Origin of the sequence: Flavobacterium olei (genome assembly GCF_039749035.1) — a bacterium.
Classification (GTDB): Bacteria; Bacteroidota; Bacteroidia; order Flavobacteriales; family Flavobacteriaceae; genus Flavobacterium; species Flavobacterium olei.
In genome coordinates this window covers 277,684-303,762 of the sequence record NZ_JBDKWC010000006.1, presented here as the reverse complement: position 1 = coordinate 303,762, position 26,079 = coordinate 277,684, and the positions used below count along the sequence as shown (strand labels likewise).

At 29.8% G+C, this 26,079-nt stretch carries 26 protein-coding genes; all 26 read left to right on the top strand.

All coding sequences use genetic code 11. The features are described 5' to 3' along the window. The first annotated feature begins 20 nt into the window (after positions 1-20). The 26 genes from ABEB31_RS17315 to ABEB31_RS17190 all read left to right on the top strand — a co-directional run bounded on the left by ABEB31_RS17315 (position 21) and on the right by ABEB31_RS17190 (position 26,079). Complete coding sequence (locus ABEB31_RS17315; protein WP_347052927.1) at positions 21-1,133, top strand: glycosyltransferase; 1,113 nt, start codon at positions 21-23, stop codon at positions 1,131-1,133. A gap of 67 nt (positions 1,134-1,200) precedes the next feature. Beyond that, the gene (locus ABEB31_RS17310; RefSeq protein WP_347052926.1) at positions 1,201-2,121 is read left to right on the top strand and encodes a glycosyltransferase; all 921 of its coding nucleotides are present in this window, start codon (positions 1,201-1,203) and stop codon (positions 2,119-2,121) included. Between the two features lies 1 nt (position 2,122). Then, positions 2,123-2,728 carry a sugar transferase gene (locus ABEB31_RS17305; protein ID WP_347052925.1) on the top strand — a complete coding sequence of 202 codons (606 nt, stop codon included), beginning with the start codon at positions 2,123-2,125 and terminating at the stop codon, positions 2,726-2,728. Continuing rightward, positions 2,673-3,335: an acetyltransferase gene (locus tag ABEB31_RS17300; RefSeq protein WP_347052924.1), complete on the top strand. Its 663-nt coding sequence runs from the start codon at positions 2,673-2,675 to the stop codon at positions 3,333-3,335. The genes ABEB31_RS17305 and ABEB31_RS17300 overlap by 56 nt, the downstream gene beginning before the upstream one ends. Continuing rightward, positions 3,328-4,470, top strand: a complete 1,143-nt coding sequence (locus tag ABEB31_RS17295) for an aminotransferase class I/II-fold pyridoxal phosphate-dependent enzyme (RefSeq protein ID WP_347052923.1) — start codon at positions 3,328-3,330, stop codon at positions 4,468-4,470. The genes ABEB31_RS17300 and ABEB31_RS17295 overlap by 8 nt, the downstream gene beginning before the upstream one ends. A gap of 22 nt (positions 4,471-4,492) precedes the next feature. Next, on the top strand, positions 4,493-5,041 hold the full coding sequence (gene rfbC / locus ABEB31_RS17290) for a dTDP-4-dehydrorhamnose 3,5-epimerase (protein ID WP_347052922.1): 549 nt from the start codon (positions 4,493-4,495) through the stop codon (positions 5,039-5,041). Continuing rightward, positions 5,041-5,886 carry a dTDP-4-dehydrorhamnose reductase gene (rfbD, locus tag ABEB31_RS17285; protein ID WP_347052921.1) on the top strand — a complete coding sequence of 282 codons (846 nt, stop codon included), beginning with the start codon at positions 5,041-5,043 and terminating at the stop codon, positions 5,884-5,886. The genes rfbC and rfbD overlap by 1 nt, the downstream gene beginning before the upstream one ends. Positions 5,887-5,958: 72 nt before the next feature. Beyond that, positions 5,959-6,843: a glucose-1-phosphate thymidylyltransferase RfbA gene (gene rfbA / locus ABEB31_RS17280; protein ID WP_347052920.1), complete on the top strand. Its 885-nt coding sequence runs from the start codon at positions 5,959-5,961 to the stop codon at positions 6,841-6,843. A gap of 83 nt (positions 6,844-6,926) precedes the next feature. Beyond that, complete coding sequence (locus tag ABEB31_RS17275) at positions 6,927-8,894, top strand: polysaccharide biosynthesis protein (RefSeq protein WP_347052919.1); 1,968 nt, start codon at positions 6,927-6,929, stop codon at positions 8,892-8,894. Positions 8,895-9,029: 135 nt separating this feature from the next. Next, on the top strand, positions 9,030-9,893 hold the full coding sequence (locus ABEB31_RS17270; protein ID WP_347052918.1) for an ABC transporter permease: 864 nt from the start codon (positions 9,030-9,032) through the stop codon (positions 9,891-9,893). Positions 9,894-9,914: 21 nt separating this feature from the next. Continuing rightward, positions 9,915-11,183, top strand: coding sequence for an ABC transporter ATP-binding protein (locus ABEB31_RS17265; protein ID WP_347052917.1), 1,269 nt, complete (start codon positions 9,915-9,917; stop codon positions 11,181-11,183). Continuing rightward, the gene (locus ABEB31_RS17260; RefSeq protein ID WP_347052916.1) at positions 11,168-11,830 is read left to right on the top strand and encodes a CatB-related O-acetyltransferase; all 663 of its coding nucleotides are present in this window, start codon (positions 11,168-11,170) and stop codon (positions 11,828-11,830) included. The genes ABEB31_RS17265 and ABEB31_RS17260 overlap by 16 nt, the downstream gene beginning before the upstream one ends. Then, a complete protein-coding gene (locus ABEB31_RS17255) occupies positions 11,820-12,542 on the top strand; it encodes a class I SAM-dependent methyltransferase (protein ID WP_347052915.1) in 723 nt (240 codons plus the stop codon). Before ABEB31_RS17260 ends, ABEB31_RS17255 begins: the two co-directional genes overlap by 11 nt. 25 nt (positions 12,543-12,567) lie before the next feature. Further along, entirely contained in the window at positions 12,568-13,389 is an 822-nt protein-coding gene (locus ABEB31_RS17250) for a glycosyltransferase family A protein (RefSeq protein ID WP_347052914.1), read from the top strand. Continuing rightward, positions 13,389-14,294, top strand: a complete 906-nt coding sequence (locus ABEB31_RS17245) for a glycosyltransferase (protein ID WP_347052913.1) — start codon at positions 13,389-13,391, stop codon at positions 14,292-14,294. Before ABEB31_RS17250 ends, ABEB31_RS17245 begins: the two co-directional genes overlap by 1 nt. Before the next feature lie 3 nt (positions 14,295-14,297). Next, positions 14,298-15,248, top strand: a complete 951-nt coding sequence (locus ABEB31_RS17240; RefSeq protein ID WP_347052912.1) for a glycosyltransferase — start codon at positions 14,298-14,300, stop codon at positions 15,246-15,248. 13 nt (positions 15,249-15,261) lie between these two features. Further along, entirely contained in the window at positions 15,262-16,107 is an 846-nt protein-coding gene (locus ABEB31_RS17235) for a glycosyltransferase family A protein (protein WP_347052911.1), read from the top strand. Further along, positions 16,104-16,961: a glycosyltransferase family 2 protein gene (locus ABEB31_RS17230; protein WP_347052910.1), complete on the top strand. Its 858-nt coding sequence runs from the start codon at positions 16,104-16,106 to the stop codon at positions 16,959-16,961. The genes ABEB31_RS17235 and ABEB31_RS17230 overlap by 4 nt, the downstream gene beginning before the upstream one ends. A 1-nt stretch (position 16,962) precedes the next feature. Next, positions 16,963-17,742, top strand: a complete 780-nt coding sequence (locus ABEB31_RS17225; RefSeq protein ID WP_347052909.1) for a glycosyltransferase family 2 protein — start codon at positions 16,963-16,965, stop codon at positions 17,740-17,742. Between the two features lie 90 nt (positions 17,743-17,832). Beyond that, positions 17,833-18,855, top strand: a complete 1,023-nt coding sequence (locus tag ABEB31_RS17220; protein WP_347052908.1) for an acyltransferase family protein — start codon at positions 17,833-17,835, stop codon at positions 18,853-18,855. Positions 18,856-19,047: 192 nt separating this feature from the next. Further along, positions 19,048-20,217: a glycosyltransferase family 4 protein gene (locus ABEB31_RS17215; protein WP_347052907.1), complete on the top strand. Its 1,170-nt coding sequence runs from the start codon at positions 19,048-19,050 to the stop codon at positions 20,215-20,217. 58 nt (positions 20,218-20,275) lie between these two features. Next, positions 20,276-21,346, top strand: coding sequence for a glycosyltransferase family 2 protein (locus ABEB31_RS17210; RefSeq protein WP_347052906.1), 1,071 nt, complete (start codon positions 20,276-20,278; stop codon positions 21,344-21,346). 2 nt (positions 21,347-21,348) lie between these two features. Next, a complete protein-coding gene (locus ABEB31_RS17205) occupies positions 21,349-22,536 on the top strand; it encodes a glycosyltransferase (protein ID WP_347052905.1) in 1,188 nt (395 codons plus the stop codon). 20 nt (positions 22,537-22,556) lie between these two features. Continuing rightward, the gene (locus tag ABEB31_RS17200) at positions 22,557-23,723 is read left to right on the top strand and encodes a cytidylyltransferase domain-containing protein (RefSeq protein ID WP_347052904.1); all 1,167 of its coding nucleotides are present in this window, start codon (positions 22,557-22,559) and stop codon (positions 23,721-23,723) included. Then, positions 23,710-24,585 (top strand): N-acetylneuraminate synthase family protein, encoded by an 876-nt coding sequence (locus ABEB31_RS17195; RefSeq protein WP_347052903.1) that lies wholly within the window; start codon positions 23,710-23,712, stop codon positions 24,583-24,585. Before ABEB31_RS17200 ends, ABEB31_RS17195 begins: the two co-directional genes overlap by 14 nt. Positions 24,586-24,678: 93 nt before the next feature. Then, positions 24,679-26,079, top strand: coding sequence for a glycosyltransferase family protein (locus ABEB31_RS17190; protein ID WP_347052902.1), 1,401 nt, complete (start codon positions 24,679-24,681; stop codon positions 26,077-26,079).

Here is a 26,079-nt window from a genome sequence, read left to right as displayed (position 1 = left end):
ATAAAGTTTTAAATTAAATAATGTTAAAAAAGACAGTTGTTTTGTCAGGAGCGAATATTACATCAGGTGGACCATTGACTATATATAATAGCGCATTAATTGAGTTTTCAAAACTTTCAGATTACAATATAATTGCAATTGTAAATGATAGTAGTTTTTTTTATAAGTCTGATAATATAAGTTTTATTGAAATTCCACAATATAAAAAATTCATATTGTTCAAATTCTATTTTGAATATATATACTATAAAAAAATTTCGAAAAAAATTAATGCAGATGTATGGATTTCTTTAAATGATTTTACTCCAAATGTATCTGTAAAAAAACTGTTTACTTATTTCCATAATGCAAGTATATTTTTTAATATAAAGAGATCTGACCTTTTGTTTTCTCGCAGTGTCATTTTTCAGAAGATTTACTACACTATATTTTTACGGTTTAATATTTTTAAAAATAAAAAGTTTATAGTTCAACAAAATTGGATTGGTAAAAAAATTAGTCTTAAATATAATTTGCCAATTAGTCAGATTTTGATATTTAAACCGTTTAATTTTGAAGATAAATTAATAGATGTAGTTGAGAATGTGGAACTAAAAAAAGAGACAATAGATACATTTGTTTTATTTTATCCAACTAGAGCAATAGGCTATAAAAATATTGAACTAATATGTGAAGCTCTGAATGTATTATATTATAAATATTCAATCATAGATATTGAATTAAGAATTACAGTTCTTCAGGATCAAAATAGTTATACAAAATACTTAAAGAAAAAATACGACAAATTAAAAATCGTGTGGTTGGGGTCAATTTCTAAAGAAGAAGTTGAATCTAACTATAAAATCGCAAATGTATTGGTTTATCCTTCTCGTTTAGAAACTTGGGGACTGCCATTGTCAGAATTTTCAAGATATAATAAGCCAATCTTTGCTATTGATCTTGAATATGTCTATGAAACAGTTGGTAATTATCCCTATTTAGTGATTTTTAATCCGGATGATATAATGGAACTAGCTTTATTAATTAAAAATTTGATAGAGAAAAAAAAGTTGAATTATTTTAATTTTGATAACTTAAATATTGCTAATAATATTAATTCAATTAACAGTTGGAAAGAGATATTAGATATTTGATAGTTATTGATTTTTTTTTTAAATGAAATTTAAAATAATAGCGATGGATGCTATTAAATAGGTAAAAATGCTACAAAAAATAAATATTTTAGTGCTGATGGCTACTTATAACGGAAGTAAATATATTTCTGAGCAAATAGATTCAGTGCTTATGCAGGAAGGAGTTAATATTAAATTATTAATATCTGATGATAATAGTACAGACGATACAATTTTAATAATCAATAAATATCTTAAAGATAGTAGGGTCAGTCTAGTTGAAAATAAAAATCGGTCAGGTTCCGCTGCCAAAAATTTTTTAAATTTAGTGAAGATTGTTGATAATCCCGAAAATTATGATTTTTTTGCATTTTGTGATCAGGATGATATTTGGTTTTCAAATAAGTTGCTACAAGCAACACAATGTTTGAAAAGCGATAACGCAGACTTGTATTTATCTAATTTAATTAAATGGGATCAAAAATCTGGAAAAAAAGACCTTATAAAGAAAAATTATTCGCAAAAAAAATATGATTTTCTTTTTGAAGGCGGAAGCGCAGGTTGCACTTATGTTTTTAATAATGCATTTTATAATAAATCTAAAATAGCAGTGTCGCAATTGAAACTAACTGAGTGGAAAAATTTTTCTCATGATTGGTATTTTTATTTTTTTGCCCGTACAAATAATTTTAAGGTCTTTATAGATAAAAATGCCTATATTTTATATAGAATTCATGATACAAATGTTCACGGACAATTAAATTCATTTTCCTATAATGCAATAAAAGAAAGGCTAAAAATGCTAAAAGAAGGCTGGTACTTTGAGCAAATTGAGGGGTTTAAAAATCTTTTAGATGAAAATTCAGAATCAAAGAAGATATACAAATTATATTCGCAAAATTTACTAACCCGTATTTATGTTTTATTGTACTATAATTTAAGTTTAATGAGAAGTACAAATAAATTTTTTATGTTTTGTGCTGTTAGTTTATTTATAAAAAAGAGGTAAAATGTATAGTAAGTATATAAAGGTTTTATTTGATTTTATAGTAGCAGGTATTGGTATTATAATGTTACTTCCTGTATTTATAATAGTATTGATTTGTTTATTAATAGCTAATGATGGGAAAGTTTTTTTTCTTCAAAAACGGCCAGGTAAAAACGGAAAAATTTTTAAGATTATAAAATTTAAAACAATGAATGATAAAAGAGATACCAATGGTATTCTTTTATCTGATGCTAATCGATTGACTAAAGTTGGAATATTTATTAGAAAAACATCGTTGGATGAAATTCCTCAATTATTAAATGTTTTAAAAGGAGAAATGAGTTTAATAGGGCCTAGACCGTTGTTGCCTGAATATTTGTCATTGTATAGTGATTTTCAAAAACAAAGACATAATGTTAAGCCCGGAATTACAGGCTGGGCACAAATAAACGGAAGAAACGCAATATCTTGGTCACAAAAATTTGAATACGATGTTTGGTATGTAAAAAACCAATCATTTATTTTAGATTTTAAAATAATTATTAAAACAGTTCAAAAGGTGATAAATAGAGATGGGATTAACTCTGCAAATACTGCAACAACAAAAGCTTTTGATGGAAGATGCTAAATACTTATATGGGGCAAGCGGACATTGTAAAGTCATCATAGATATTTTAAAAAGTAATAACCATAACATTGGAGCTATTTTTGATGATTTTCCTAAATATGACATTTTAGAAGGTATACCGGTTTTAGAAGCATCAAAAATGATAAAGTCATTATCGAATGAAATTATTATATCTATTGGGGACAACAGTCTTAGAAAAAAAGTTGTTTCAAAAGTTGTCAATCCATTTTTTTCAGCAATACATAAAACTGCTGTACTTTCAAATAATTCTTTAATTGGTAAAGGATCAGTTATCATGGCAGGGGTTATAGTAAATTCGTCTGTTGAGATAGGGGATCATTGTATTGTAAACTCAGGTGCAATTATTGAACATGATTGCGTAATAAATAATTTTTGTCATATTTCTCCGAATGCCTCTCTTGCCGGAAATGTCGTAATAGGAGAAGGAACTCATGTAGGAATTGGGGCAATTATAATTCAAGGGATTAAAATTGGCAAATGGGTTACTATTGGCGCTGGAGCAGTAATAATAAAGGATATTCCAGATTTCGTTGTGGTTGTAGGAAATCCAGGGAAAATTATAAAACATAAGAAAGAAAATGAATAATACAAAAATATGGTTGTCTTCTCCCCATATGGGAGGATCAGAGCAAAAATATGTTACAGAAGCTTTTGATACTAATTGGGTCGCTCCATTAGGGCCAAATGTAAATGGCTTTGAAAGTGATTTGACAAAATATCTAGGAGCAGATAGTAAAGTAGGAGCATTGAGCTCAGGAACAGCGGCTATTCATTTAGGTTTGATATTATTAGGTGTTAAGACAGGAGATGAAGTTATCTGCCAGAGTATGACATTTTCCGCATCTGCAAATCCTATTCTTTATCAAGGAGCAACGCCAATATTTGTTGATAGTGAAATGGATACTTGGAATTTGTGCCCAATTGCTCTGGAAAATGCAATTCAAGATAGAATTTCAAAGGGTAAAAAACCGAAAGCTATCATTGCTGTCCATCTTTATGGTATGCCATACAAAGTGGATGAAATAACTGCAATTTCTAAAAGATATGATATTCCAGTGTTAGAAGATAGTGCAGAGGCATTAGGTAGTTATTATAAAAATCAAAAATGTGGGACATTTGGAGATATCGGGATACTCTCATTTAACGGAAATAAGATAATTACTACTTCAGGTGGAGGTGCAATAGTTTCAAAAAACAAAGAATTAATTAATAAAGGTATATTTCTTTCAACCCAAGCTAGAGACAATGCACCACATTATGAGCATAGTCAATTGGGATATAATTATAGAATGAGCAACATTTGTGCAGGTATAGGCCGTGGACAGATGGAAGTTTTGGATAAACACATAAGTTTAAGAAGAGACATGAACTCTTTTTATGTCGAGTATTTTAAGAATATACCAGAGGTGACAGTTTTCTCCGAGCCTACAAGTGATTTTTATTCAAACCACTGGTTATCAGCGATTATTTTTAATTTGAGGATAATTAACGGCAAAAAAAATGAAGAATTAAGATTAGCATTAGAAAGTCAAAATATTGAAAGTCGTCCTCTTTGGAAACCAATGCATTTGCAGCCGATATTTAAGGATTTCCCTTATTATGGAAATAAAGTTGCTGAAGATTTATTCGAAACAGGATTATGCTTACCATCAGGATCAAATTTAAATGAAGAAGAAAAAAAAAGAATTATGGAAGTTTTTAATATATTCTTTAACATATAACTTATAGAGATAAATTTTAAGTATGCAAATTGAAAAAACACTTATAAAAGATTTAGTTGTTGTAGAGCCTACAGTTTTTGGTGATGAACGAGGCTATTTTTTTGAATCATACAGTGAAGTTAAATTTAAAGAACAAGGAATTGATATTGATTTTGTTCAGGATAATCAATCATTTTCCAAAAAAGGTACGTTGAGAGGTTTACATTATCAAAATCCACCTTTTGCTCAGACAAAATTAGTTCGTGTTTTAGAGGGAGAAATTATCGATGTCGCGGTTGATTTAAGAAAAGATTCTCCAACATATGGAAAATCATTTAGTGTTTTGTTGTCAGCTGAGAATAAAAAACAATTGTTAGTCCCTCAGGGATTTGCCCATGGTTTTTCAGTTATAAGCGAAACTGCTTCAGTAATGTATAAATGTGATCAGTTTTATAATAAAGCTTCAGAAGGAGGAATTAAATATGACGATCCGTCTCTGAATATTGATTGGGGAATGAATTTAGACGAAGCTATTGTTTCTGAAAAAGATCAAATACTTCCATTTATCAATGATTGTAATAGCTTATTTTAATGAAAAAAATTCTTGTAACCGGAGCAACGGGACAATTAGGATCTGAACTTTTAGCTTTATCTTCTTCATATTCTAATTATGAATGGATTTTTGCTGATCGATCGAAAGCTACATTGGATAATTTAGAATTGTTGAAATCTCAATTAGATACAATTAAACCAGATATTATTTTTAATTGTGGTGCTTACACGGCTGTTGATAAAGCTGAAACGGAAAAAGACTTAGCCTTTAAGATAAATCATTTAGCAGTAGAATTGATTGCAAAATATTCAAAAATAAATGATGTTAGATTAATACATATCTCAACAGATTACGTATTCGATGGATCTTCATCAGTTGCTTTAGACGAGAAGGCACAAATAAATCCTATTAATGTTTATGGGGAAAGTAAGTTAGCAGGTGAAATCTCGTGTCTAAAAGAAAATCCTGAATCGATTATTATCAGAACCTCTTGGGTATTTAGCAAATTCGGAAATAATTTTGTTAAAACAATGCAGCGATTAATGCAGGAAAGAGATGAAATTAATGTTGTGAATGATCAGATAGGTTCACCTACATATGCGGCAGATTTAGCACAAGCTATGATTAATATCATAGAATCTTCAAAGTGGGTTCCGGGAATTTACAACTATTCAAATGAAGGTGAAATTAGTTGGTATGAATTTGCTTTGGCGATTAAAGAGCTTGGGGCTTTTGAATGTAAGGTGGGAGGAATCCCTTCTTCAGCATATCCAACTCCTGCGAAGAGACCAAATTATTCATTATTGGATAAAACAAAAATAAAATCAATCTATAATTTAGAAGTTCCAAATTATATAGAAAGTCTAAAGAAAATGTTCATCTAAAAAAATATTAAGAGTAGAATTTTAGAAGTCGAGAAATCAGAATCTAAAATCAAAAATCTAAAATTAAGACGTATGAAAGGAATTATATTAGCAGGTGGTTCAGGTACAAGGTTGCACCCATTGACTTTAGCAGTTAGCAAGCAGTTAATGCCTGTGTATGATAAACCAATGATTTATTATCCTCTATCAACTTTAATGATGGCTGGGATTAATGAGATTTTAATTATATCAACACCTCATGACTTACCTCACTTTAAAAAATTACTAGGCGACGGGAGTACTATTGGGTGTAAGTTTAGTTATGCTGAACAGCCAAATCCAAATGGTTTAGCACAGGCTTTTGTAATTGGAGAAGAGTTTATTGGAAATGACAAAGTGGCTTTAGTCTTGGGAGATAATATTTTCTTTGGAACAAATATGCAGCAATTATTAAAAGATAATGCCAATCCGGAAGGAGGTGTCGTTTTTGCTTACCATGTCTCTGATCCCGAAAGATATGGAGTAGTGGAGTTTGATGAAAATAAAAAGGCTATATCTATCGAAGAAAAACCTTTAGAACCAAAATCTAATTATGCTGTTCCTGGATTATATTTTTATGATAATTCTGTAGTAGAAATTGCTAAAAACATCAAACCAAGTGCTCGTGGTGAATATGAAATAACAGATGTTAATAAAGTTTATCTTGAAAAGGGCAAGTTGAAAGTTGGCATATTGAGCAGAGGTACTGCTTGGTTAGATACGGGAACTTTTAATAGCTTAATGCAGGCAGGACAATTTGTTCAGGTATTAGAAGAAAGACAAGGTTTGAAAGTTGGTTGTATCGAAGAAATAGCTTGGCGACAAGGATTTATTACAGATGATAAATTGGAAGAATTGGCGCAACCATTATTAAAATCTGGTTACGGGAAATATTTAATTGATTTTCTAAAACAAAAGAAAAAAGGTGTTAAAATTTAATTTGCATTTTAAAGCGATCATTTAAACCTTTAATTTGTATTTTTGTATAAAGTTCAAATTATTCTGACTTAATAAAAGCTCAATTGAATACAGATAAACCAAATAATATAGCTTCTTTGCTACATAAAACATTTTCGCCAAGGAATATTAGAGCAAACATAAATAATCTTAGCTACCTGCCGAGATGGATAATTGTTGCTATTGATGTAATGGTTCTGTTCTTTTCTTTTTCTTTTACGTATTTGCTTTTCGAAGGAACTGCAATAGGCTATATCATAACTTCTCACGATTTCTATTTTGTAGCCAGTTTAATACTTGTTAATATATTTTTCTTTTGGCTTTTTAGGACATACTCAGGAATTATACGACACTCCTCCTATATTGATGCTATAAAGCTGTTGTTTTCTCAGATGTCAGTTTTGGTTTTTTTCTTGTTTATAAATTTGGTTTTTGAATTATACACTGGTCATAAAGCATTTTTAAATACGGCTCTTTTTATCAATCTGGTTTTATCTTTTTGCGGTCTGTTTTTATATCGTGTGATTGTAAAACAGACTTTCGAAATGTATTTTTCTGAGAAAGCCACAACAAAACTGGTAAGAACAGTTATTTATGGTACAGATGCAAATGCAATTTCAGTAGCCAATGCCTTGAAATTCGAAACACCTTCACGATTTAAAATTGTTGGTTTTGTAGATAAAAACAATCAGAATGCGTCTAAGAGAATGTTGGATCTTCCGATATTAATCTTAAGAAAAAAACTGCCTGCCTTAATGCGTTCTGTTGCTGCAGAGGGGGTAATTATTGCAGATAAAAGTTTAACGAAAGATGAACAACTTATCATAGTTGATCAATGTCTGGAATTTAATTACAGAGTATATACTGTTCCATTAATTTCGGATTGGGAAAATCAGAAAGAAATTTCTCAGAAAGTAAAAAATATTCAGATTGAAGATTTATTAGAGAGAAAACCTATCGTTCTGGATAGTAAATCTATTTCTAAGCAATTAAAAGATAAAACAATTTTAATTACTGGTGCTGCGGGATCAATTGGTAGTGAGATTGTAAGACAGGTTTTGAATTTTAACCCAAAAAATGTTATTATTCTGGATCATGCAGAAACGCCTTTGCATAATTTGTGTTTAGAGACTCAGGCAATGAATATGACTGCCAAAATTGTCGCTGTTATTGCAGATGTGCGCAGTAAGAAAGCGTTAGAGAAGGTATTTAAAACTTATAATCCGCATGTTGTTTTTCATGCTGCCGCATATAAACATGTGCCTCTGATGGAGGAAAACCCTGCTCAGGCTATTCAGACAAATATTAAAGGGACAAAGAACCTGGCAGATTTATCTTGTAAGTATCGGGTAAAGAAATTTGTGATGGTTTCTACAGATAAAGCTGTTAATCCTAGTAACGTAATGGGAGCAAGCAAGCGTATTGCTGAAAAGTACGTACAGTCTTTATTCTTGAAAAATCAAAAAGAAAATGTTGAAGGGGGAACAAAATTTATCACAACCCGATTTGGAAATGTCTTAGGTTCAAACGGATCAGTGGTTCCATTGTTTACCAAACAAATTGCCGAGGGAGGTCCGGTCACAATAACGCATCAGGATATTATTCGTTATTTTATGACGATACCTGAAGCTTGTCAGCTGGTACTGGAAGCAGGGGCAATGGGGAATGGAGGTGAGATTTATATTTTTGATATGGGTAAACCGGTTAAAATTATCGATTTGGCTAAAAAAATGATTAAACTGGCGGGCTTTATTCCTGATAAAGAAATAAAGATTAAGATTGTTGGTTTAAGACCCGGAGAAAAGCTTTATGAAGAGTTATTAAATGATACCTCTAAAACGCTTCCCACATATCATAATAAAATCATGATTGCCCAGGAAATTCAGGACGAGTATGAAAATCTTCATATTGATGTAGATGAACTTATAGGAATTGCAGATTTCTATGAAAATGATGATATTGTAACTAAGATGAAAAAAATTGTTCCCGAATTTAAAAGTATGAATTCGACATTTGAAGTTTTAGATAAATAAATGTAGGAATAATAATAATTCAAATATATAATCAAAAGGTGTTTTTTTAAAACGCCTTTTGACATTTTTAAACAATTTTTAAAATGTTAAAAATCTTGTTAATTTTTTTAATTGCACGGTTTTTATTCTATCTAAATGGATTCTAAAAGTACAAATGATTGGCTGTTTGAAATAACACCCAAAAACAAATTTTTCTCTCTTAATCTCAAAGAAATTTGGCAGTACAGAGATTTACTCATGCTTTTTGTAAAGAGAGATATCGTTACTGTCTATAAGCAAACTGTTTTAGGCCCTCTCTGGTATTTAATACAGCCATTATTTACTTCGATAACTTTTACGATTATCTTTAATAATGTTGCCGGAATTAATACAGGATCTGTTCCTCCTTTTTTGTTTAATTTGGCAGGAATTACAGTGTGGAATTATTTTACAGCCTGTCTTAATGGTACTTCTGATACTTTTAAAGCTAATGCCAGTATATTTGGGAAAGTTTATTTTCCCAGAATTATAACACCGCTTTCCGTCGTTATTTCAAATCTGATTAAATTTGGCATCCAATTTTTAATCTTTGTATTTTTTTATGTGCTTTACTATTTTCAGGGAGCTAGTTTAAGTCTCAATGGTCTTATTGTTTTTTTTCCATTTTTAATACTAATAATGGGAATTTTAGGATTAGGACTTGGAATGTTAATATCGTCGATGGTTACTAAATATCGTGATTTTAGCAATTTGGTTGGTTTTGGAATACAATTATTGATGTACTTGTCTGCGGTAATGTACCCTATGGAGCTTATTAAACAAAAATTGCCGCAATTTGGATGGATTGTAGCTTATAACCCTTTAGCTTATATTATTGAAACCTCACGATTTATGCTTTTAGGAGTGGGCAGTGTTTCAGCTTTAGGTTTACTATACACTTTCTTTGTGACATTTGCTCTGTTTTTTATTGGTCTGTTAATTTTTAACAGGACCGAAAAGAATTTTATAGATACCGTTTAAGTTTTAATATACAATTAAAGATTGGAAAAAGATATTATTTTAAAAGCCACCAATATTTCTAAACAATACCGTTTAGGCCAAGTGGGAACGGGAACCTTAAGTCACGATATCAATCGCTGGTGGCATAAAATTAGGGGGAAAGAAGATCCTTATTTGAAAATTGGTGAAGTAAACGACAGATCAATCAAAGGAACTTCAGATTATGTCTGGGCTTTACAGGATATTAATTTTGAAGTCGAACGGGGTGAAGTTTTAGGTATTATAGGAAAAAATGGTGCCGGTAAATCTACCCTTCTTAAAATACTTTCTAAAGTTACAGCTCCTACGACGGGAAGTATTAAATCCCGCGGAAGAATAGCTTCACTTCTTGAAGTTGGTACAGGTTTTAATGGTGAAATGACAGGAAGAGAGAACATATACCTTAACGGTGCTATTCTCGGAATGACCAAAAAGGAAATTTCTTCTAAACTGGATGAAATTATTGAATTCTCAGGTTGCGAGCGTTACATTGATACTCCGGTAAAAAGATACAGTTCGGGAATGACAGTACGTTTGGCATTTGCGGTTGCTGCTTTTTTAGAACCTGAAATTTTGGTTGTTGATGAGGTTCTGGCAGTTGGTGATGCTGAATTTCAGAAAAAAGCAATTGGAAAGATGCAGGATATTTCTAAAGGAGAGGGAAGAACGGTTTTATTTGTTAGTCATAATATGGCAGCGATTAAACAGTTGTGTACGAAAACTATTATTTTAAATAATGGGACTATATTGTTTGATGGAACTACTTCTGAAGGAATAGATCTATATTTTAATTTAAACGAAAAATCTAAAATTAGAAACGGAATTTATAACTCGGCATCTTTTTCTCAAAATCCATTTTTAAAAAAAGTTAGAGTTGTTAGAGATCATAAAGAAAATTTACCTTGTGTAAAATTTTATCATGACGAAGATATTCTTTTAGAAATGGAATATGTTAACGAAATACCAATTGTCACGTTTTGCATTGGTATTGCTGTTTTGGATATTCACAAAAATAAATTATTTACAAATCACTTTGATTTTCAACAATCGAAGGATAAATTTAAAACAGTTTATTGCAGAATTCCTAAGAATATTTTTAATCAGGGTGTTTATTCTTTTGATGTTGCTATTTTTCAAAAAGGAGGAACGGTTTTTAATTATTTAGATGACATATGTGAGTTTGAAGTAATTGATAAAGGTTCAGAATTATATTATCAAGTAAACGAAAATATTGGTGCGCTAAAAGTAAATTGTCAATGGGAAATCTCATAAATAAATTAGTAAATAAGATATTTAATTTTAAATTTTCAAAAATAAAAGAGATAGATAATTATGATTTTGACACATTAGTTAATCTAGGTAAATTGGATAATTTTCACGGTAATAATAAGGTGTATAATATAACTATTGGAAATAAAAGTTATGTTTCATTTAACTCAATAATCTATCACACATCAATTGGATCATATTGTTCAATTGGACCAAATGTAGTAATAGGATATGGAGATCATCCTATTGATTTGATTTCTACTTCGCCACACATCTATCTAAATAAAGAATTATACACAGAAGAAGAAATAAAATCATTTTTGGTTCCTCATTTTAAAAAAGTAATTATTGAACATGACGTATGGATTGGTGCGAATGTATATATTAAAAATGGTGTAAATATTGGCACGGGTGCTATCATAGGAGCTGGAGCGGTTGTACTTAAAGATGTAGATAATTATGAAGTTGTAGCGGGTGTCCCTGCAAGAATAATAAAAAAAAGATTTGAAGATGAGATTATTACCTTATTATTAAAAACAAAATGGTGGACATTAGAAACTTCAATACTTAAAAAGTATAAAGATGTATTAACTAATCCAACTGAAATTAGCTTAAAAAAAATGCTGTCAGAAATTTTCAATGAAGAATAACATAGAAAAATATATAGATGACTGGTTTATAAATCTGCGACCAGACATATTACCCGCTTCTTTTTTCATAATCCGAAAAACTTTATTATTTGCAATCTCAGAATTGAAACCTAAGTTAAAAGGTAAAGTGGTAGATTTGGGTTGTGGTGTAATGCCGTACAAAAATTTTTTAAAGGATAATTCAATAGAAATTTCAGAATATATTGGTATCGATTTAGAGCCTACAGAATATCATCATGCCGTTAAGCCAGATGTGTTTTGGAACGGTATTGAGATACCTTTAGAATCTGCTTCTGTGGATTTTTTATTTGCTACAGAGTTTTTAGAGCATTATTATGATACAAATCACATTCTCAAAGAAATTAGAAGAGTTTTAAAACCGGGTGGCACATTTTTTTTCACAGTTCCCAATATATGGCCTCTTCATGAGGTACCCTATGATTATCACAGATTCACTCCATATGCTTTAGAAAAACATTTTCAAGAATCTGGATTCAGTTCGTCAGAAATAAAACCTTTAGGAGGTTTTCATTGTCATTTAGCATTATCTGTTGCTTTATGGAACGATTTTAAATTATCAAAGAAAAAGCAAAAATTACTTAAACCTTTTATTAAATTCATTATTAAAATACTAATGAATAAAGATAAGAAAGACATTGATTTTAATAATAATCAATTATATTCTGGTCTTTATGGATTTGTGACTAATTAGTGTTCAAATATTTTAGCAATTAAGTATGAATGCATTACTTACTATAATCACACCCTGTTTCAATTCTGAAAAAACTTTAGAAAAAACTTTACAATCTGTATCCGATCAAAATTTTGAAGAGTGGGAAGTAATAATTGTAAATGATGGCTCGACAGATGGAACCGAAGAAATAGCTTTAAAATGGGTACAAAAAGATGCTCGTTTTAAATATTTTTATAAAGAAAATGGAGGATTAGGAAAAGCCAGGAATTATGGAATTGAACGAGCAACAGGTACTTATATTTTGCCATTAGATTCTGATAATCTGGTTGCGAAAAACTTTGCGGAAATGGCAATCAAAGTTTTTGAAAAGAGGGTTGATGTGGGAGTTGTGCATGGCTATGCAGAGTATTTTGGGGAAAAAGAAGGTTTATGGAAAATAGATGATTTTGACTTGCCCAGAATACTAATAGATAATTATATTGATGCATGTGCTATTTTTAAAAGAGAATTATGGACAAAAGTTGGTGGCTACGATCAACATATGCCATATCAAGGTCATGAAGATTGGGAGTTCTGGATTTCCATTAGCAGCATAGGAGGAGTTTTTTTTAATCTTCATCAAGTTGCTTTTAAATATTTTGTTTCCAATAATTCAATGATTCATTCTTTTAATGATACTATGTTTTATTTAAATCGGGATTACATAGTAAAAAAACATAGTAAATTATATTATAATGAATATGTAAGAATTACTTTAGCAAGATCGAAAGAATTAAAGAAACTTACTAGTAAGAAGTTTGCTTTAAATCTATTTATTGATACTTTTTTTGGATTTAAATTTTTAAGAAAAAAAATATATAAGTAATGCTTGCGATAATTATTCCTTACTACAAACTACTTTTTTTTGAAGAGGTGCTACAATCTTTGCAGAACCAAACAGACAAAAGATTTAAAGTTTATGTAGGTAATGATGCAAGTCCTGAGTGTCCAATGAATTTAATCGAGAAATATCGAAATCAATTTGATTTAGTTTATCATCAATTTGATTATAATTTAGGAAGCACATCATTAATACAACATTGGGACAGATGTATTTCGTTAACAAAACACAATGAAAAATGGATTATGATCTTGGGAGATGATGATGTTTTAGATGTAAATGTTATTGCATCATTTTATAAACATTATGAATTATTTACTGAAAGATCAAATGTTGTCCGGTATGCTTCTAAAATTATTAATCAAGAGTTAAATACAATATCAAAACTTTATATAAATCCTGTCTGGGAAAAAGCTACAGATTCTTTTTTTAGGAAATACCAATGGCTAAGCAGAAGTTCTTTGTCTGAATATATTTTTACAAAAGAAAGTTATGAAACTTTCAAATTTAATGATTATCCTCTAGCGTGGTATTCTGATGATATGGCTTGGTTGGATTTTTCAAATAATAAACCAATATATTCTATAAATGAATCGATTGTTTATTTTAGATTGTCTGCCAATAATATATCAGGCAGAGAAGATAATTTGGAAGAAAAAGAAAAAGCAGAATATTTATTTTACCAAAAGTTAGTTAACAAGCATTTATCAAAATGCAATTTAAATCAAAAAAAAATTTTTCTACTTGAGTTTGGAATAATAGCAATGAAGACAAAAAATCTTGATATTCGAATATTTATTTTAATAGTTTCGAAATTATTAAGGAATGGCTTGTTTTATTCGTGCGCAAAATTTATTCGTCGAGTTTATCGTGCTAAATTAAATAAGTAAAAAATGAAGTTTCTTTTATCTGTCGTTATTCCTGTATATAATTGTGAGCAATTTATAGAAAAAGCAATTCTGTCTGTAATTATACAAAAAGAGGTTTATGAAATTGTCGTTGTAAATGATGGGAGCATAGATGGATCGCTGGAAATTTTAAAGAAACTTGAGAAACAATATCCTATAGTGAAATTGCATCACCATCCTGATCAGCAAAATCAAGGGCGCTCTGCAAGCAGAAATTTGGGAATACAAATGGCGACAGGGAATTTTATAGCTTTTTTAGATGCAGATGATTACTATCTGGAAAATCGTTTCCTTAATGATAAAAAAATGTTTGACTTCGATAGTAATTGTGATGGGGTTTACAATGCAGTAGGCTTTCATTTTTACAGAGAAGCAACTTCTTACGAATTGGAAAAACATCAAATTTATACAGTAACCAAAAAAGTAGAACCGGAATTTCTTTTTAAAAGTTTACTCTATGGAAAATGTGGACATTTTCACATTAATGGCTTAACAGTTAAAAAATGCGTTTTTGATCGTACTGGCTTATTTAACAAAGAATTGATAGTTGCAGAAGATACTGATATTTTTTGGAAGATGGCAATAAAATGTCGTTTAAAAACCGGTATTATTAATAGACCTTTAGCCAATAGAGGAATACATGATAGTAATATTTTTGATCAAACAGATATATATAAAGAATACACCATTAAAATGTTTCAGAAACTTGCGGTCTGGTGTAGTCATAACAACGTTGATTTTGCTATTATCGACGATTTATTTAAATGGATTTGGCTTATAAAATTCAAACAGAACAAGACATTATTAGAAGACACCTGGTATTGGGCAAAGTTGATTTTCCCATATCCTAAATTTCTTTTCTCAATTTTAGCAATTAAATATTTTCCAATTGTTAGACGAAGAAAAGAATTTTTCTCATTTGTATACAGAAATTAAAATCATTAGATAAATGAATGGCGTAAGTAATGTCACAGTTGTAATTCCATGTTATAATGATGGTTTATATATTATGGAAGCTTTGCATTCTATATTGAATCAGACTTTAAAAGCAGATAAAATTATAATTATTGATGATGGTTCAGGACAAGAAACAAAAAAAATTCTGAAAACAATACAATATAATAATGTAGAAATTATATATCAAGAGAATCAGGGTGTTTGTACAGCGAGAAATAATGCAATTGAGTTAGCAGAAACAGATTATATATTGAACCTTGATGCTGATGATTATTTTGATCACAATTTTATTGAAAAAGCAGTTGAAGTATTAAATAATAATGATAAAATTGCAGCTGTTGGATGTTGGGTAAAAATTCTGAAAAACAAAGTTCTGGACAAAGAAATAAAAAAACCAGCTGGAGGATCTGTAAAGGATTTTATTGTCGTAAACAACGGAATTGCAAGTTCAATGTTTAGAAAAAAATGTTGGGAAATGGTTTCGGGTTATGATATAGAAATGCTGAACGGTTACGAAGACTGGGAATTTTGGATTGCAATTTTAAAGCATAATTACGAAATGGCAATTCTTCAAGAACCTTTGTTCACTTATAGACAAAAAATGCAATCGAGGAACAAAAGTGCCTTAAATAAATATGATTATGATTTAAGAAAATATATTTTTTTCAAACATAAAGAATTATACGAAGAGTATTTTGAGTTTTATTCCTTAGAATTATTAAGGAAAAATTCGATTTTTAACAGAAATGAAAATAAAGTAAAACAAACACCAGATTTTAGGATCGGAAATTTAATTTTGTCTCCTGTAAGATTTCTAAAACGGATGATAAAAAAATGAGTGTATTAGTTTCTATAATTGTTCCATGCTATAAACAAGCTCATTTCTTGAAATATTCATTACAATCTGTTTTAGATCAAACTTATTCAGATTGGGAATGTTTTATAGTAAATGACGGTAGTCCTGATAATGTTGCAGAAGTTGTGGAGCAATGGAAAAATAAGGATGTAAGATTTAAATATCTGGAACAACAAAATGGAGGATTAAGTAGCGCAAGAAATTTTGGAATAAAATATTCACATGGAACTTATATTCTCCCTTTAGATGCTGATGATATTCTGCATCATGATTACGTTAGAAAAGCAGTTTTGGAAATAGAACTAGATAAATCTTTAGCTATTGTTTCGTGCCATAGTAAGTTTTTTATAAAGAAAAAAGAAAATGTAGTTTATGAGTTAAAGCCAAAAGGGGACGGATGTATAAATTTATTATATGGAAATCAATTAATAGCTACTTCTTTATATCGAAAGGAATGTTGGGAAGAAGTGGGTGGCTATGATGAAAATATGAAAAAAGGATTTGAAGATTGGGAGTTTTGGATTTCAATAACTAAGAGAGGTTGGAAATATAAAATTATTCCAGAGTTTCTGTTTTATTATAGAAAGGCTAAGAAATCAATGCTTGTTGATACAGTTTCCAACCATGATGCTAGTATTAAAGAATATATATTTAAAAAACACAAGGAGTGTTATGTGGCTGATTTTGAAAATTGTATGACGGTTCTTTTTTATGAACAAAATGCAATTAGAATGAATCAGAAAAGAATTAAAAACTCTTTAGAATATAAAATTGCAAAGATAATTTGTAAACCCTACAGAGTAATTCAAAAATTATGGATTCGAAAGCAAATCTAGAATGATCTCAGTAGTAATTCGAAATAAAAATCAATCAGAAGCATTAGCTTTTTTATTGAAGAACTTAACTGAAAGATACTCTGAAGATATTGGAGAAATTATTGTTGTTGACAATATGTCTTCAGACACTAGCAGAGAAGTAAGCGAACACTTCAACGCTCGATTTGTCAGTATTCAAAAATTTAGCTACGGCAGCAGTGCGAATGTATGTGCTAAGGAAGCTAAATATCCAATTGTGGTTATTTTTAGCGCACATTCTTATCCAGTTAGCCATGATTTTTTTAAGCTTATTAAATTAAAGTTTGAAAATAATCCTAACCTGGCAGGTTTAAGATGCCTTCATAGTACGAATGATTATAGAAATTTCATCAATAAAATTACGGCAAAAATTGATCCTAATAAATCTGGATTGATTTTTTCCGGTTCTGCGTTTAGCAAAAAGGTATGGGAAAAATATCTTTTTAGAGAAGATGTAGCTACTTTTGAGGATAAAGAATGGTCTAAAAGAGTTTTAGAAAAAGGTTATGATATCGAATTTGTTCCTTCAATTTTTCATTATGAAATAAAGCGAACATCAAAACAACAGTTTTTTCGATTTAAAAATGATGTCGTAGGCAATTATCAATTATGGAAGCAGGAAATTACTTGGATCCAAATTTTTAAAGGACTTTTTGGAAGTATTTGGAATAATTTCAAGATTTTTTTAATTGAGGGTAAGTACGCTTTTTTACGTTTTTTATATTTAATAAAATTTATGAGTAATAAACCTAAACAGTTTTGATGATTTTTTATAATTTAACCAACAATAAATTAATAACTGCTTATAAATTAAGATCATTTAAAAGAAATAATAGCTTTTCTATAATTACCATTGACTAAAAACAACTTTCATTTTTTACGTTTCTTATTTGCAACTCTAGTTGTCATTTCCCATGCTTATGTTTTATCTGGTTCCACCGAAGAAAATGTAGCAATTAATAAGTTGTCAAATGGACAGTTGTCTTTTTCTCAAATAGGGTTAAGCGGTTTTTTTATTATTAGTGGCTATTTTATTTTTCAAAGCATAGAAAGAAGCGCAACCCTTTTAAGATATTATAAAAATCGTTTTTTGAGACTTTTTCCAGGACTTGCAGTTGTTTTAATTCTTTCATTACTACTAAGTTCAATTATTTATGAGAATAAAATTCCTTTTGCAAACAACAGTGAGGTATATACTTATATTCCTTATAACTTAAGTTTATATGGATTTCAATCTAGCATAAAAGGAGTCTTTGACACCAATACATATCACTCTATTAATGGGTCTTTATGGACACTTAGATATGAATTTACCTTTTACCTCTTATTGTCTTTACTTTTCAGGATTAGAAATTCAAAAAGACTTGTAATCAATTTATTATGTTTATTTTTTTTATTGTTTAATATTCTTTATAATTTTTATCTATTTAGATATGGAAATAGCTCTTTTTTAAATTTATTAGGTGTACATTTTTTAAATTTTGGAACTTTTTTCCTGGCTGGAAGTTTGTTAGCTGCAATAAAATTTGAGACTTTCAAATATAAAAATATAATAGTGCTAATTAGTTTTTGCGTACTTCTTATTTCGCTTTATTATAATTATTATGATAATATAAAACATGTGGCGTTACCTTTTTTAATTCTTTCGCTAGGATTTGTTGCTATTAAAGGAATCGAAAATTTTGGTAAATTAGGTGATGCTTCTTATGGCATATATATTTACAGTTTTCCAATTCAGCAAACCTTAGTTTGGTTTTATAAAATGAATACTTATAACCTAATGATATGTTCAATTGTACTTTCTATAGCTTTCGGTTTTTTATCATGGCATTTAATAGAAAAGAAGATGTTGCATTATAAAAAAAATGATAGCTAGTTTATTCGCTAACATTAAAATGAACCTAATAAATGAAGTGTTTTATTTTGAGTCACTTTTACAATATATATAATACATTTGAAAGCTAAAGAAGATTACTTTTATACACTTAATTATAAAAAGAATATTTGTATATCAAGGGCCAATAGCATTTTACATAATTAATTATGTCCTGATGGCTAAAAATTATTAATGAAGAACATACTTATTATAGGGTCAATTACTGATTTTGGAGGAAAGGAGATAGAAGTAAAAAATATTATTAAAGCCCTTTCCCCTTCATATAATGTCAAATTACTTTCTACTTTTCCAATGACAGAAAAATCTATTGTATTTACTGACATAGACTGTCAATGGACAACATTGCATAAGAAATTAAATAATTCAAATATCATTTTAAAGGCATTAAGCAATTTATCTAAAATGGTTAATAAATCAACTCTTCCATCTCATTTTTTAATTGATAATAAGGTCAGCAGGTTTTTATTTGATTTTGATGTTAGAAGTTTGAAAATTATTAAAAAAGAAATAAATGACATAGATGCTGTTTTATTTTGTGGCATATTATCTAGTGGTTTCTTAAAAGAAATTACAGAATACTGTGTAAGTACCAAAAGACCAATTTTATTTAGAACAACTGGAAATATTACAGAGATTCCTGAAAAGTTACAAAGTATCTTACCAAAAATTTTATCAATAATTGTCCATTCAAAATATAACAAAGCAAAGCTTTTAAACTGCACATCAAATAATATTAAAATAATTGATCAGACTTCTATTCTTGAAAGTGAATTGTTAAAACTTTCGATAAATAAAACTCCGCATCTTAAATTTGGTTATTTAGGAAGATTTTCTCCTGAAAAAGGACTTTTAGAATTAATTGACATTTTTCAGCAATTAAATAAAAAATTAATTATTGGAGGAAATGGTCCTTTATTAAACCAAGTGAATGAAAAATGCAAGGGAAATTCTTTTGTGCAGAATATAGGCGAAATCTCATCAGATCATATTTCAGCCTTTTTTGATAAAATAGATTGCTTAATCATATCTTCTTTTGAAGAAGCTGGTCCTCTAGTAGGTATTGAGGCAATGGCGGCTGGAAAAATAATCATATCTACGAAAGTAGGCGCGATAATGGAACGCCTTGATCAGACAACTAATCAATTTTGGTTTGATATTAATAATAAGGAATCATTGCTTAAGGTGCTTTCAATAATTGAAAGTAAAAGTGAAGATGAAATCTTGAATATTAGAGACGATGTTAGAAATCGATATTTAAACGCTTATTCTGAAAATATTATAGCCAGTCAATATGTTAAATTGTTTGATCAGGCTTTTCAAAATAATGAAAAATTAGATTAAGAAAATTCACAGCTCAGTTGAGAGGCTGCGGAATATTTAAAATCACAAGAATTAGTTTATGATTACAGTAGTTTTAACAAATAGAAATCGTGACTTACGTGTAGTAAAAAATTGCTTGGATTCTTTAGGATCTCAATCTAATTTATCTTTTAAGGTAATTCTTATAGATTATGGAAGTGAAGAGATATATTTAGCTTCTTTGATCAAATTGGTTGATAGTTACAACTCTATTACTTTTATTCCATGCCCAGTTGAAAAACAACTTTGGAACAAATCAAGAGCTATAAATATTGCTTTGCAAAAATGTGATACAGATTACTTTTTTGTAGCGGACATCGATATGATTTTTCATCCAGGATTTATTGAAAAATTGTATCAGATTAAAAGTCAAAATAAAGTTTTTTATTTTCAGGTGGGTTTTTTAGATGAAGAAGAATCCAAAAAAGATAAATCTTTTAAAGATTATAAAATTAAACATTTATCAAGTAAGGACGCGACAGGAATGACTTTATATCCAACATCTTTATTAAACAGCATAAACGGATTTGATGAGTTTTATCACGGCTGGGGAGCAGAAGATACTGATGTTCATGTACGTTTGAGAAATAAAAATGTTAATGTGAATTTTTATAATGAAGAAATTTTTATTTTGCATCAATGGCATCCTAAATCTTATAGGAGCAAAGATAGTTTAGAACCTTTTCATAGTAATCTGGAAAGAATAAATCATCATTATATTCAACAAATTCAAAATGCTGGATTTATTAAAGCAAATAGTAATTTTGAATGGGGAGCTTTACCATTATATGATGATTATCGGAGTTTGAAAGATCCAGAGTACACAATTTCGATAACCAATGATAAAAATGAGGTTGAAGCATTCATATCAGGTACTCTGTTAAATTTAAAAGATGTAGTGATAAGTGTAAATATTGTGAAACATCCGTCGTATAAAAAAATCAAAAATGAATTAAAAAAAATAGTAGGAAAAAAACATTATAAATTTCTTTCTTTTGACACAGTAAATGATATTGTTTTATTAAAAGTCGCATCTTGCTTAAGAAACCAACCCTACGAATATGAATATTTAAGAAATGAAAAAATCATTAATTTAAAGATTAAGTTATAGTTATGAAAATCCTAATGGTTTCTATGGCTTCGCAACATTTTTTTAATTGGGTAAGTCAGCTTGAAAAAGCGGGTCATGAAATTTATTGGTTTGATGTTTTAGATAGTAAAGAAAAAGTTGAACGGTTAAGTTGGATAAACCAAATTATTAACTGGAAGTTGCGTTGGGATTATCCAGGCCGTATTTTGCTAAAAAGTAAATATCCTGTAATTTATAAATTTTTACAACAATTTAATGATCGTAATACATCAAAAGTTTTTGAAAAGAAACTATTAGAGGTTCAACCTGATTTGGTGCATAGTTTTGAAATGCAAGTTTCATGTTTGCCAATTTTGGAAGTAATGGAAAAATATTCAACTTTTAAATGGACATTTTCTTCTTGGGGAAGCGATATTTTTTACTCTCAAGAAATCGGAATTCCTGATTTACTGATGCATAAGACATTATCTCGAGTTGATTTTTTAATTACAGATTGCGTTAGAGATTTTATAATTTCAAAAGAAAAAGGTTTTAGTAATAAGTTTTTAGGTGTTTTTCCCGGTAATGGAGGGGTTGAATTTAAAAATGAATTAATTCTTCCTTTATCATCGAGAAAAATAATTTTAATAAAAGGATATAATAATGAAATTGGTAAAGGAATCAACATAATAAAAGCATTGACTGTTGAAAATTTATTATTGATGAAAGATTACCAAATCGTTATTTTTGGAGCGGATATGGAAATCAGGAACTATATAAAAGACAATGACCGGTTTTCAAATAATTCTATCCAGGTTTATCTTAGATCAGAGTTTGTAGACAATAAAGTTTTGATAGAATTAATGGGGAAAAGTTATATTTATATCGGAAATAGTTTATCAGATGGATTGCCAAACTCATTAATAGAAGCTATGGGAATGGGGGCATTTCCTATCCAGTCTAATCCTGGTAATGCAACAGCAGAACTTATAAATGGAAAAAACGGGTTTCTGATTGAAGACGCATTAAATATAGGTGAAATTGAAAAGTTGATTAAAGAAGCACTTTTAAGTCCTAAAATAATTGAAGAGGCTTTTTTCTTTAATACACTAATTATTAAAGAAAGATACGACAGAGAGAAAAACAGAGTAAAAGTAGTTACTTTATATAAGTCAATTGAAGAGAATGAAATTAATAGTAATTCAGAGAAAGTAAATAAGTGTCTTGCTTAGTTTAAAAATATATTTTTACAATGAAAAAAACAGCCATAATTCCACTTCGTAAAAACTCAAAAGGAATTCCGGGAAAAAACAAAAAGAAAATGTTAGGCCGCCCGCTTTTTTCATGGGTTCTAACAGAAGCTGTTTTTTCTGAACTAGATGAGATTTATGTTTTTACAGACGATCAGGAAATTATAGATTATATTAAAAGAGAATATTTTTGGACACCAAAAGTAAAAACACTTTTAAGGAATGATGAAAATGCTTCTGATACAGCTTCGACCGAGAGCGCAATGCTTGAGTTTGCTGAATTAGTGAAGGACGATTTTGATTTGTTATGCTTACTGCAGGCAACTTCACCAATGACAAAAGCAGAAGATATTAATGCCGTATTAGATGAAGTCCTCATCAACAAAAAAGAATCTGCTTTAACTGTTGTCAATACACATCGTTTTATTTGGAATTCAGACGGAACGCCAAATAATTATGATGTTTTTAAAAGACCCAGACGTCAGGATTTTGAAGGCTTACTTATTGAGAACGGCGCTGTTTATGTAACGGCCAAAGAAACATTTTTAAAATCTAAAAACAGGGTTGGCGGTACAGTTGGACTGGTAAAAATGCCAGAAGAATCTCTTGTAGAAATTGATAGTTTGTCAGATTGGGATATTCTTGAAAAATTATTAGGAGATCGTCAAAAGAAAAATAAAGTTCATAAAAGAATAGATTATTTAGTTTTGGATGTGGATGGCGTTTTTACAGATGGATGTGTTTATTATGACGCAAACGGGGAAATGGCAAAAAAATTCGACATGCGTGACGGAATGGGATTAGAAATTCTAAGGCAGAATAATGTTGAGGTAGTCGTAATGACCTCAGAAAATTCTGAGTTAGTTGCGCAGAGAATGAAGAAATTACAAATAAAACATACTTTTTTAGGCATAAAAGATAAGTTTTCGTTTTTAACACATTTTCTTTCAGAGAGAAATAGTAGTTTTGGCGCCGTTTCCTATGTTGGTGATGACGTAAATGATTTGGCAAATATTTGTAGTGTAGGCTGGTCTTTTACCCCTGCAGATGCTACAGATGTAGTTAAAGCAAATGCAGATTATGTTTTAACACACAATTCCGGAGCCGGAGCTATCAGAGAAACCTGTGAAATTTTATTAAAGTACAACAAACGTTATGAAGGAATTTAAAAAACCTTACGTGATTGCCGAAATTGGCTGTAATCATAAGGGCGAAATGGGAATTGCAAAAGAGTTAATTAAAATTGCAAAAATTTTCGGAAACGCAGATGCCGTAAAATTCCAGAAACGTAATAATAAAGAACTTCTTACCGAGGAGCAATATAATGCGCCACATCCCAATTTTTCTAATTCTTACGGAGATACTTATGGTGCGCACAGAGAGTTTCTGGAATTTGATGTAGAGCAGCATTCAGAATTAAAAAAGTACTGTGAGGAAATAGGAATCACCTATTCGACATCTGTTTGGGATACGACTTCAGCAAAAGAAATTACCTCTTTAAATCCTGAATTTATTAAGATTCCTTCGGCTTGTAATAACAATTATGAAATGTTGGGCTGGTTAAGCGAAAATTATTCGGGAGAAATTCATATTTCTACCGGAATGACCACAAAAGACGAAACGGATGTTCTTGTGGATTTCTTTACAGAAAAGGGAAGAAACAAAGATTTAGTCTTATACAATTGTACCTCAGGTTATCCCGTTCCTTTTGAAGATGTCTGTCTTTTGGATATTAATATTTTGAATCAGAAGTACGGACATCTTGTAAAACATATTGGTTTTTCGGGACATCATTTAGGAATTGCAGTAGACATCGCGGCTTACACACTGGGTGCTAATATTATTGAAAGACATTATACGCTCGACAGAACCTGGAAAGGCACCGATCATGCGGCTTCATTAGAACCAATGGGATTGCGTAAGCTTACCCGTGATTTAAATGCTGTTTATCAGGCTTTAACTTTTAAATCTTCGGATATTTTACCAATTGAACAGATTCAGAGAGAAAAACTAAAAAACAAAAAGGTTTAAAATTTCGAAGGATTTTTATAGGCCTTTTATCATCTTTACTAGATTAAAAAAGAATATATAAAGGTTTTTTTAATCAGATTATAGTAAATTTAAATGAAAAAAAACATTTTTATCTTTTTACCGGATGGAGTCGGACTTCGAAATTTTGCTCTCACTTCTTTTAAAGATATAGGTGAAAAAAGTGGTTTTGATATTACCTATTGGAACAATACACCATTTTCGATAACTGAGAAATTAGGTTTTAAAGAATTAAAAATTCAGGAAAAATCTTTGCATCCCTTAACGACGGTTTATACACGTGCCCGAAAAAGAATAGAATTAAATGTCTTTGACAAAAAGTTCAAGGAAGTAGTTTATAATACCTACAATTTTCCGCAATCATATAAAGGATTAACCAATTTTACCAAAAGTTTTTTGGTTGATATTCTGGTTCAGGTTGGATCAAACGATAAAGGGATAAAGTTTGTTCGCGAAAAAATAAAAAAATTAGAACGCAACACCAATAAATACAAGGAGAGCAAAAAACAATTAGAAGAACACAGACCAGATTTTGTTTTTTGCACCAATCCGCGACCGACACAGGCAATTGCTTCAATTCTGGCGGCTCAGGATTTAGGAATACCAACGGGAACTTTTATTTTTTCCTGGGATAATCTTCCAAAAGCTACAACTTTAATAGAAACAGATTATTATTTTGTGTGGAGCGATCACATGAAAAAAGAACTTTTGATGTATTGCACTTACGTGAATGAAAATCAGGTTTTTGTAACTGGAACACCTCAATTCGAGAGTCATTTTGATAACACTCTTTTACAATCGAGAGAAGAATTTTTCAGTACACATAATCTCGATATTAGCAAGAAATACATTTGCTATTCCGGTGATGATATTGTCACCTCTCCTTTAGATCAATATTATTTAGAAGATTTAGCAGTATCTGTCAGAGAATTAAATAAAACAGGATATTCTTTAGGAATAATTTACAGAAAATGTCCTGTAGATTTTACAGATCGATACGATGCAATTTTAGAACAATATAAAGATGTTATTGTCAGCATAGATCCGTTGTGGACTCCGGTTGGACAAAATTGGAACGAGATTATGCCAACAAAAGAAGATTTTGCACTGCAGTCTAATATTTGCCAATACACAGAATTTGTTGGAAATATAGCATCGTCTATGGTTTTTGATTTTTCGGCTCACGATAAATCCTGCCTGTTTTTTGATTATGAACAACCTCAGTTAAAAAAAGGAATTCGCGATATCGGACAGAATTATAAATACATACATTTTAGGTCTAAACCTTCCGAAGAAGCCGCTTTATGGGTTAGAGATAAAAAAGATTTGACTTCAATTGTAAAAGATATTATTGACGGAAAAATTTCAAGTGTAAAAGAAAGCAAAAAATGGTTTGAAACTGTTGTTGGACCCGATCCTACCAAAGCCTCAGACAATATCTGGAAAAGTTTAAGCAGCATTTTAAAGAATCAATAA

Bases quoted from the DNA above. Each gene is read 5' to 3' on its own strand.
- ABEB31_RS17315 (WP_347052927.1), top strand. From the start codon at position 21: ATGTTAAAAAAGACAGTTGTTTTGTCAGGAGCGAATATTACATCAGGT.
- ABEB31_RS17310 (WP_347052926.1), top strand. From the start codon at position 1,201: ATGCTACAAAAAATAAATATTTTAGTGCTGATGGCTACTTATAACGGA.
- ABEB31_RS17305 (WP_347052925.1), top strand. From the start codon at position 2,123: ATGTATAGTAAGTATATAAAGGTTTTATTTGATTTTATAGTAGCAGGT.
- ABEB31_RS17300 (WP_347052924.1), top strand. From the start codon at position 2,673: ATGGGATTAACTCTGCAAATACTGCAACAACAAAAGCTTTTGATGGAA.
- ABEB31_RS17295 (WP_347052923.1), top strand. From the start codon at position 3,328: ATGAATAATACAAAAATATGGTTGTCTTCTCCCCATATGGGAGGATCA.
- rfbC (WP_347052922.1), top strand. From the start codon at position 4,493: ATGCAAATTGAAAAAACACTTATAAAAGATTTAGTTGTTGTAGAGCCT.
- rfbD (WP_347052921.1), top strand. From the start codon at position 5,041: ATGAAAAAAATTCTTGTAACCGGAGCAACGGGACAATTAGGATCTGAA.
- rfbA (WP_347052920.1), top strand. From the start codon at position 5,959: ATGAAAGGAATTATATTAGCAGGTGGTTCAGGTACAAGGTTGCACCCA.
- ABEB31_RS17270 (WP_347052918.1), top strand. From the start codon at position 9,030: ATGGATTCTAAAAGTACAAATGATTGGCTGTTTGAAATAACACCCAAA.
- ABEB31_RS17260 (WP_347052916.1), top strand. From the start codon at position 11,168: ATGGGAAATCTCATAAATAAATTAGTAAATAAGATATTTAATTTTAAA.
- ABEB31_RS17255 (WP_347052915.1), top strand. From the start codon at position 11,820: ATGAAGAATAACATAGAAAAATATATAGATGACTGGTTTATAAATCTG.
- ABEB31_RS17250 (WP_347052914.1), top strand. From the start codon at position 12,568: ATGAATGCATTACTTACTATAATCACACCCTGTTTCAATTCTGAAAAA.
- ABEB31_RS17245 (WP_347052913.1), top strand. From the start codon at position 13,389: ATGCTTGCGATAATTATTCCTTACTACAAACTACTTTTTTTTGAAGAG.
- ABEB31_RS17240 (WP_347052912.1), top strand. From the start codon at position 14,298: ATGAAGTTTCTTTTATCTGTCGTTATTCCTGTATATAATTGTGAGCAA.
- ABEB31_RS17235 (WP_347052911.1), top strand. From the start codon at position 15,262: ATGAATGGCGTAAGTAATGTCACAGTTGTAATTCCATGTTATAATGAT.
- ABEB31_RS17230 (WP_347052910.1), top strand. From the start codon at position 16,104: ATGAGTGTATTAGTTTCTATAATTGTTCCATGCTATAAACAAGCTCAT.
- ABEB31_RS17225 (WP_347052909.1), top strand. From the start codon at position 16,963: ATGATCTCAGTAGTAATTCGAAATAAAAATCAATCAGAAGCATTAGCT.
- ABEB31_RS17215 (WP_347052907.1), top strand. From the start codon at position 19,048: ATGAAGAACATACTTATTATAGGGTCAATTACTGATTTTGGAGGAAAG.
- ABEB31_RS17210 (WP_347052906.1), top strand. From the start codon at position 20,276: ATGATTACAGTAGTTTTAACAAATAGAAATCGTGACTTACGTGTAGTA.
- ABEB31_RS17205 (WP_347052905.1), top strand. From the start codon at position 21,349: ATGAAAATCCTAATGGTTTCTATGGCTTCGCAACATTTTTTTAATTGG.
- ABEB31_RS17200 (WP_347052904.1), top strand. From the start codon at position 22,557: ATGAAAAAAACAGCCATAATTCCACTTCGTAAAAACTCAAAAGGAATT.
- ABEB31_RS17195 (WP_347052903.1), top strand. From the start codon at position 23,710: ATGAAGGAATTTAAAAAACCTTACGTGATTGCCGAAATTGGCTGTAAT.
- ABEB31_RS17190 (WP_347052902.1), top strand. From the start codon at position 24,679: ATGAAAAAAAACATTTTTATCTTTTTACCGGATGGAGTCGGACTTCGA.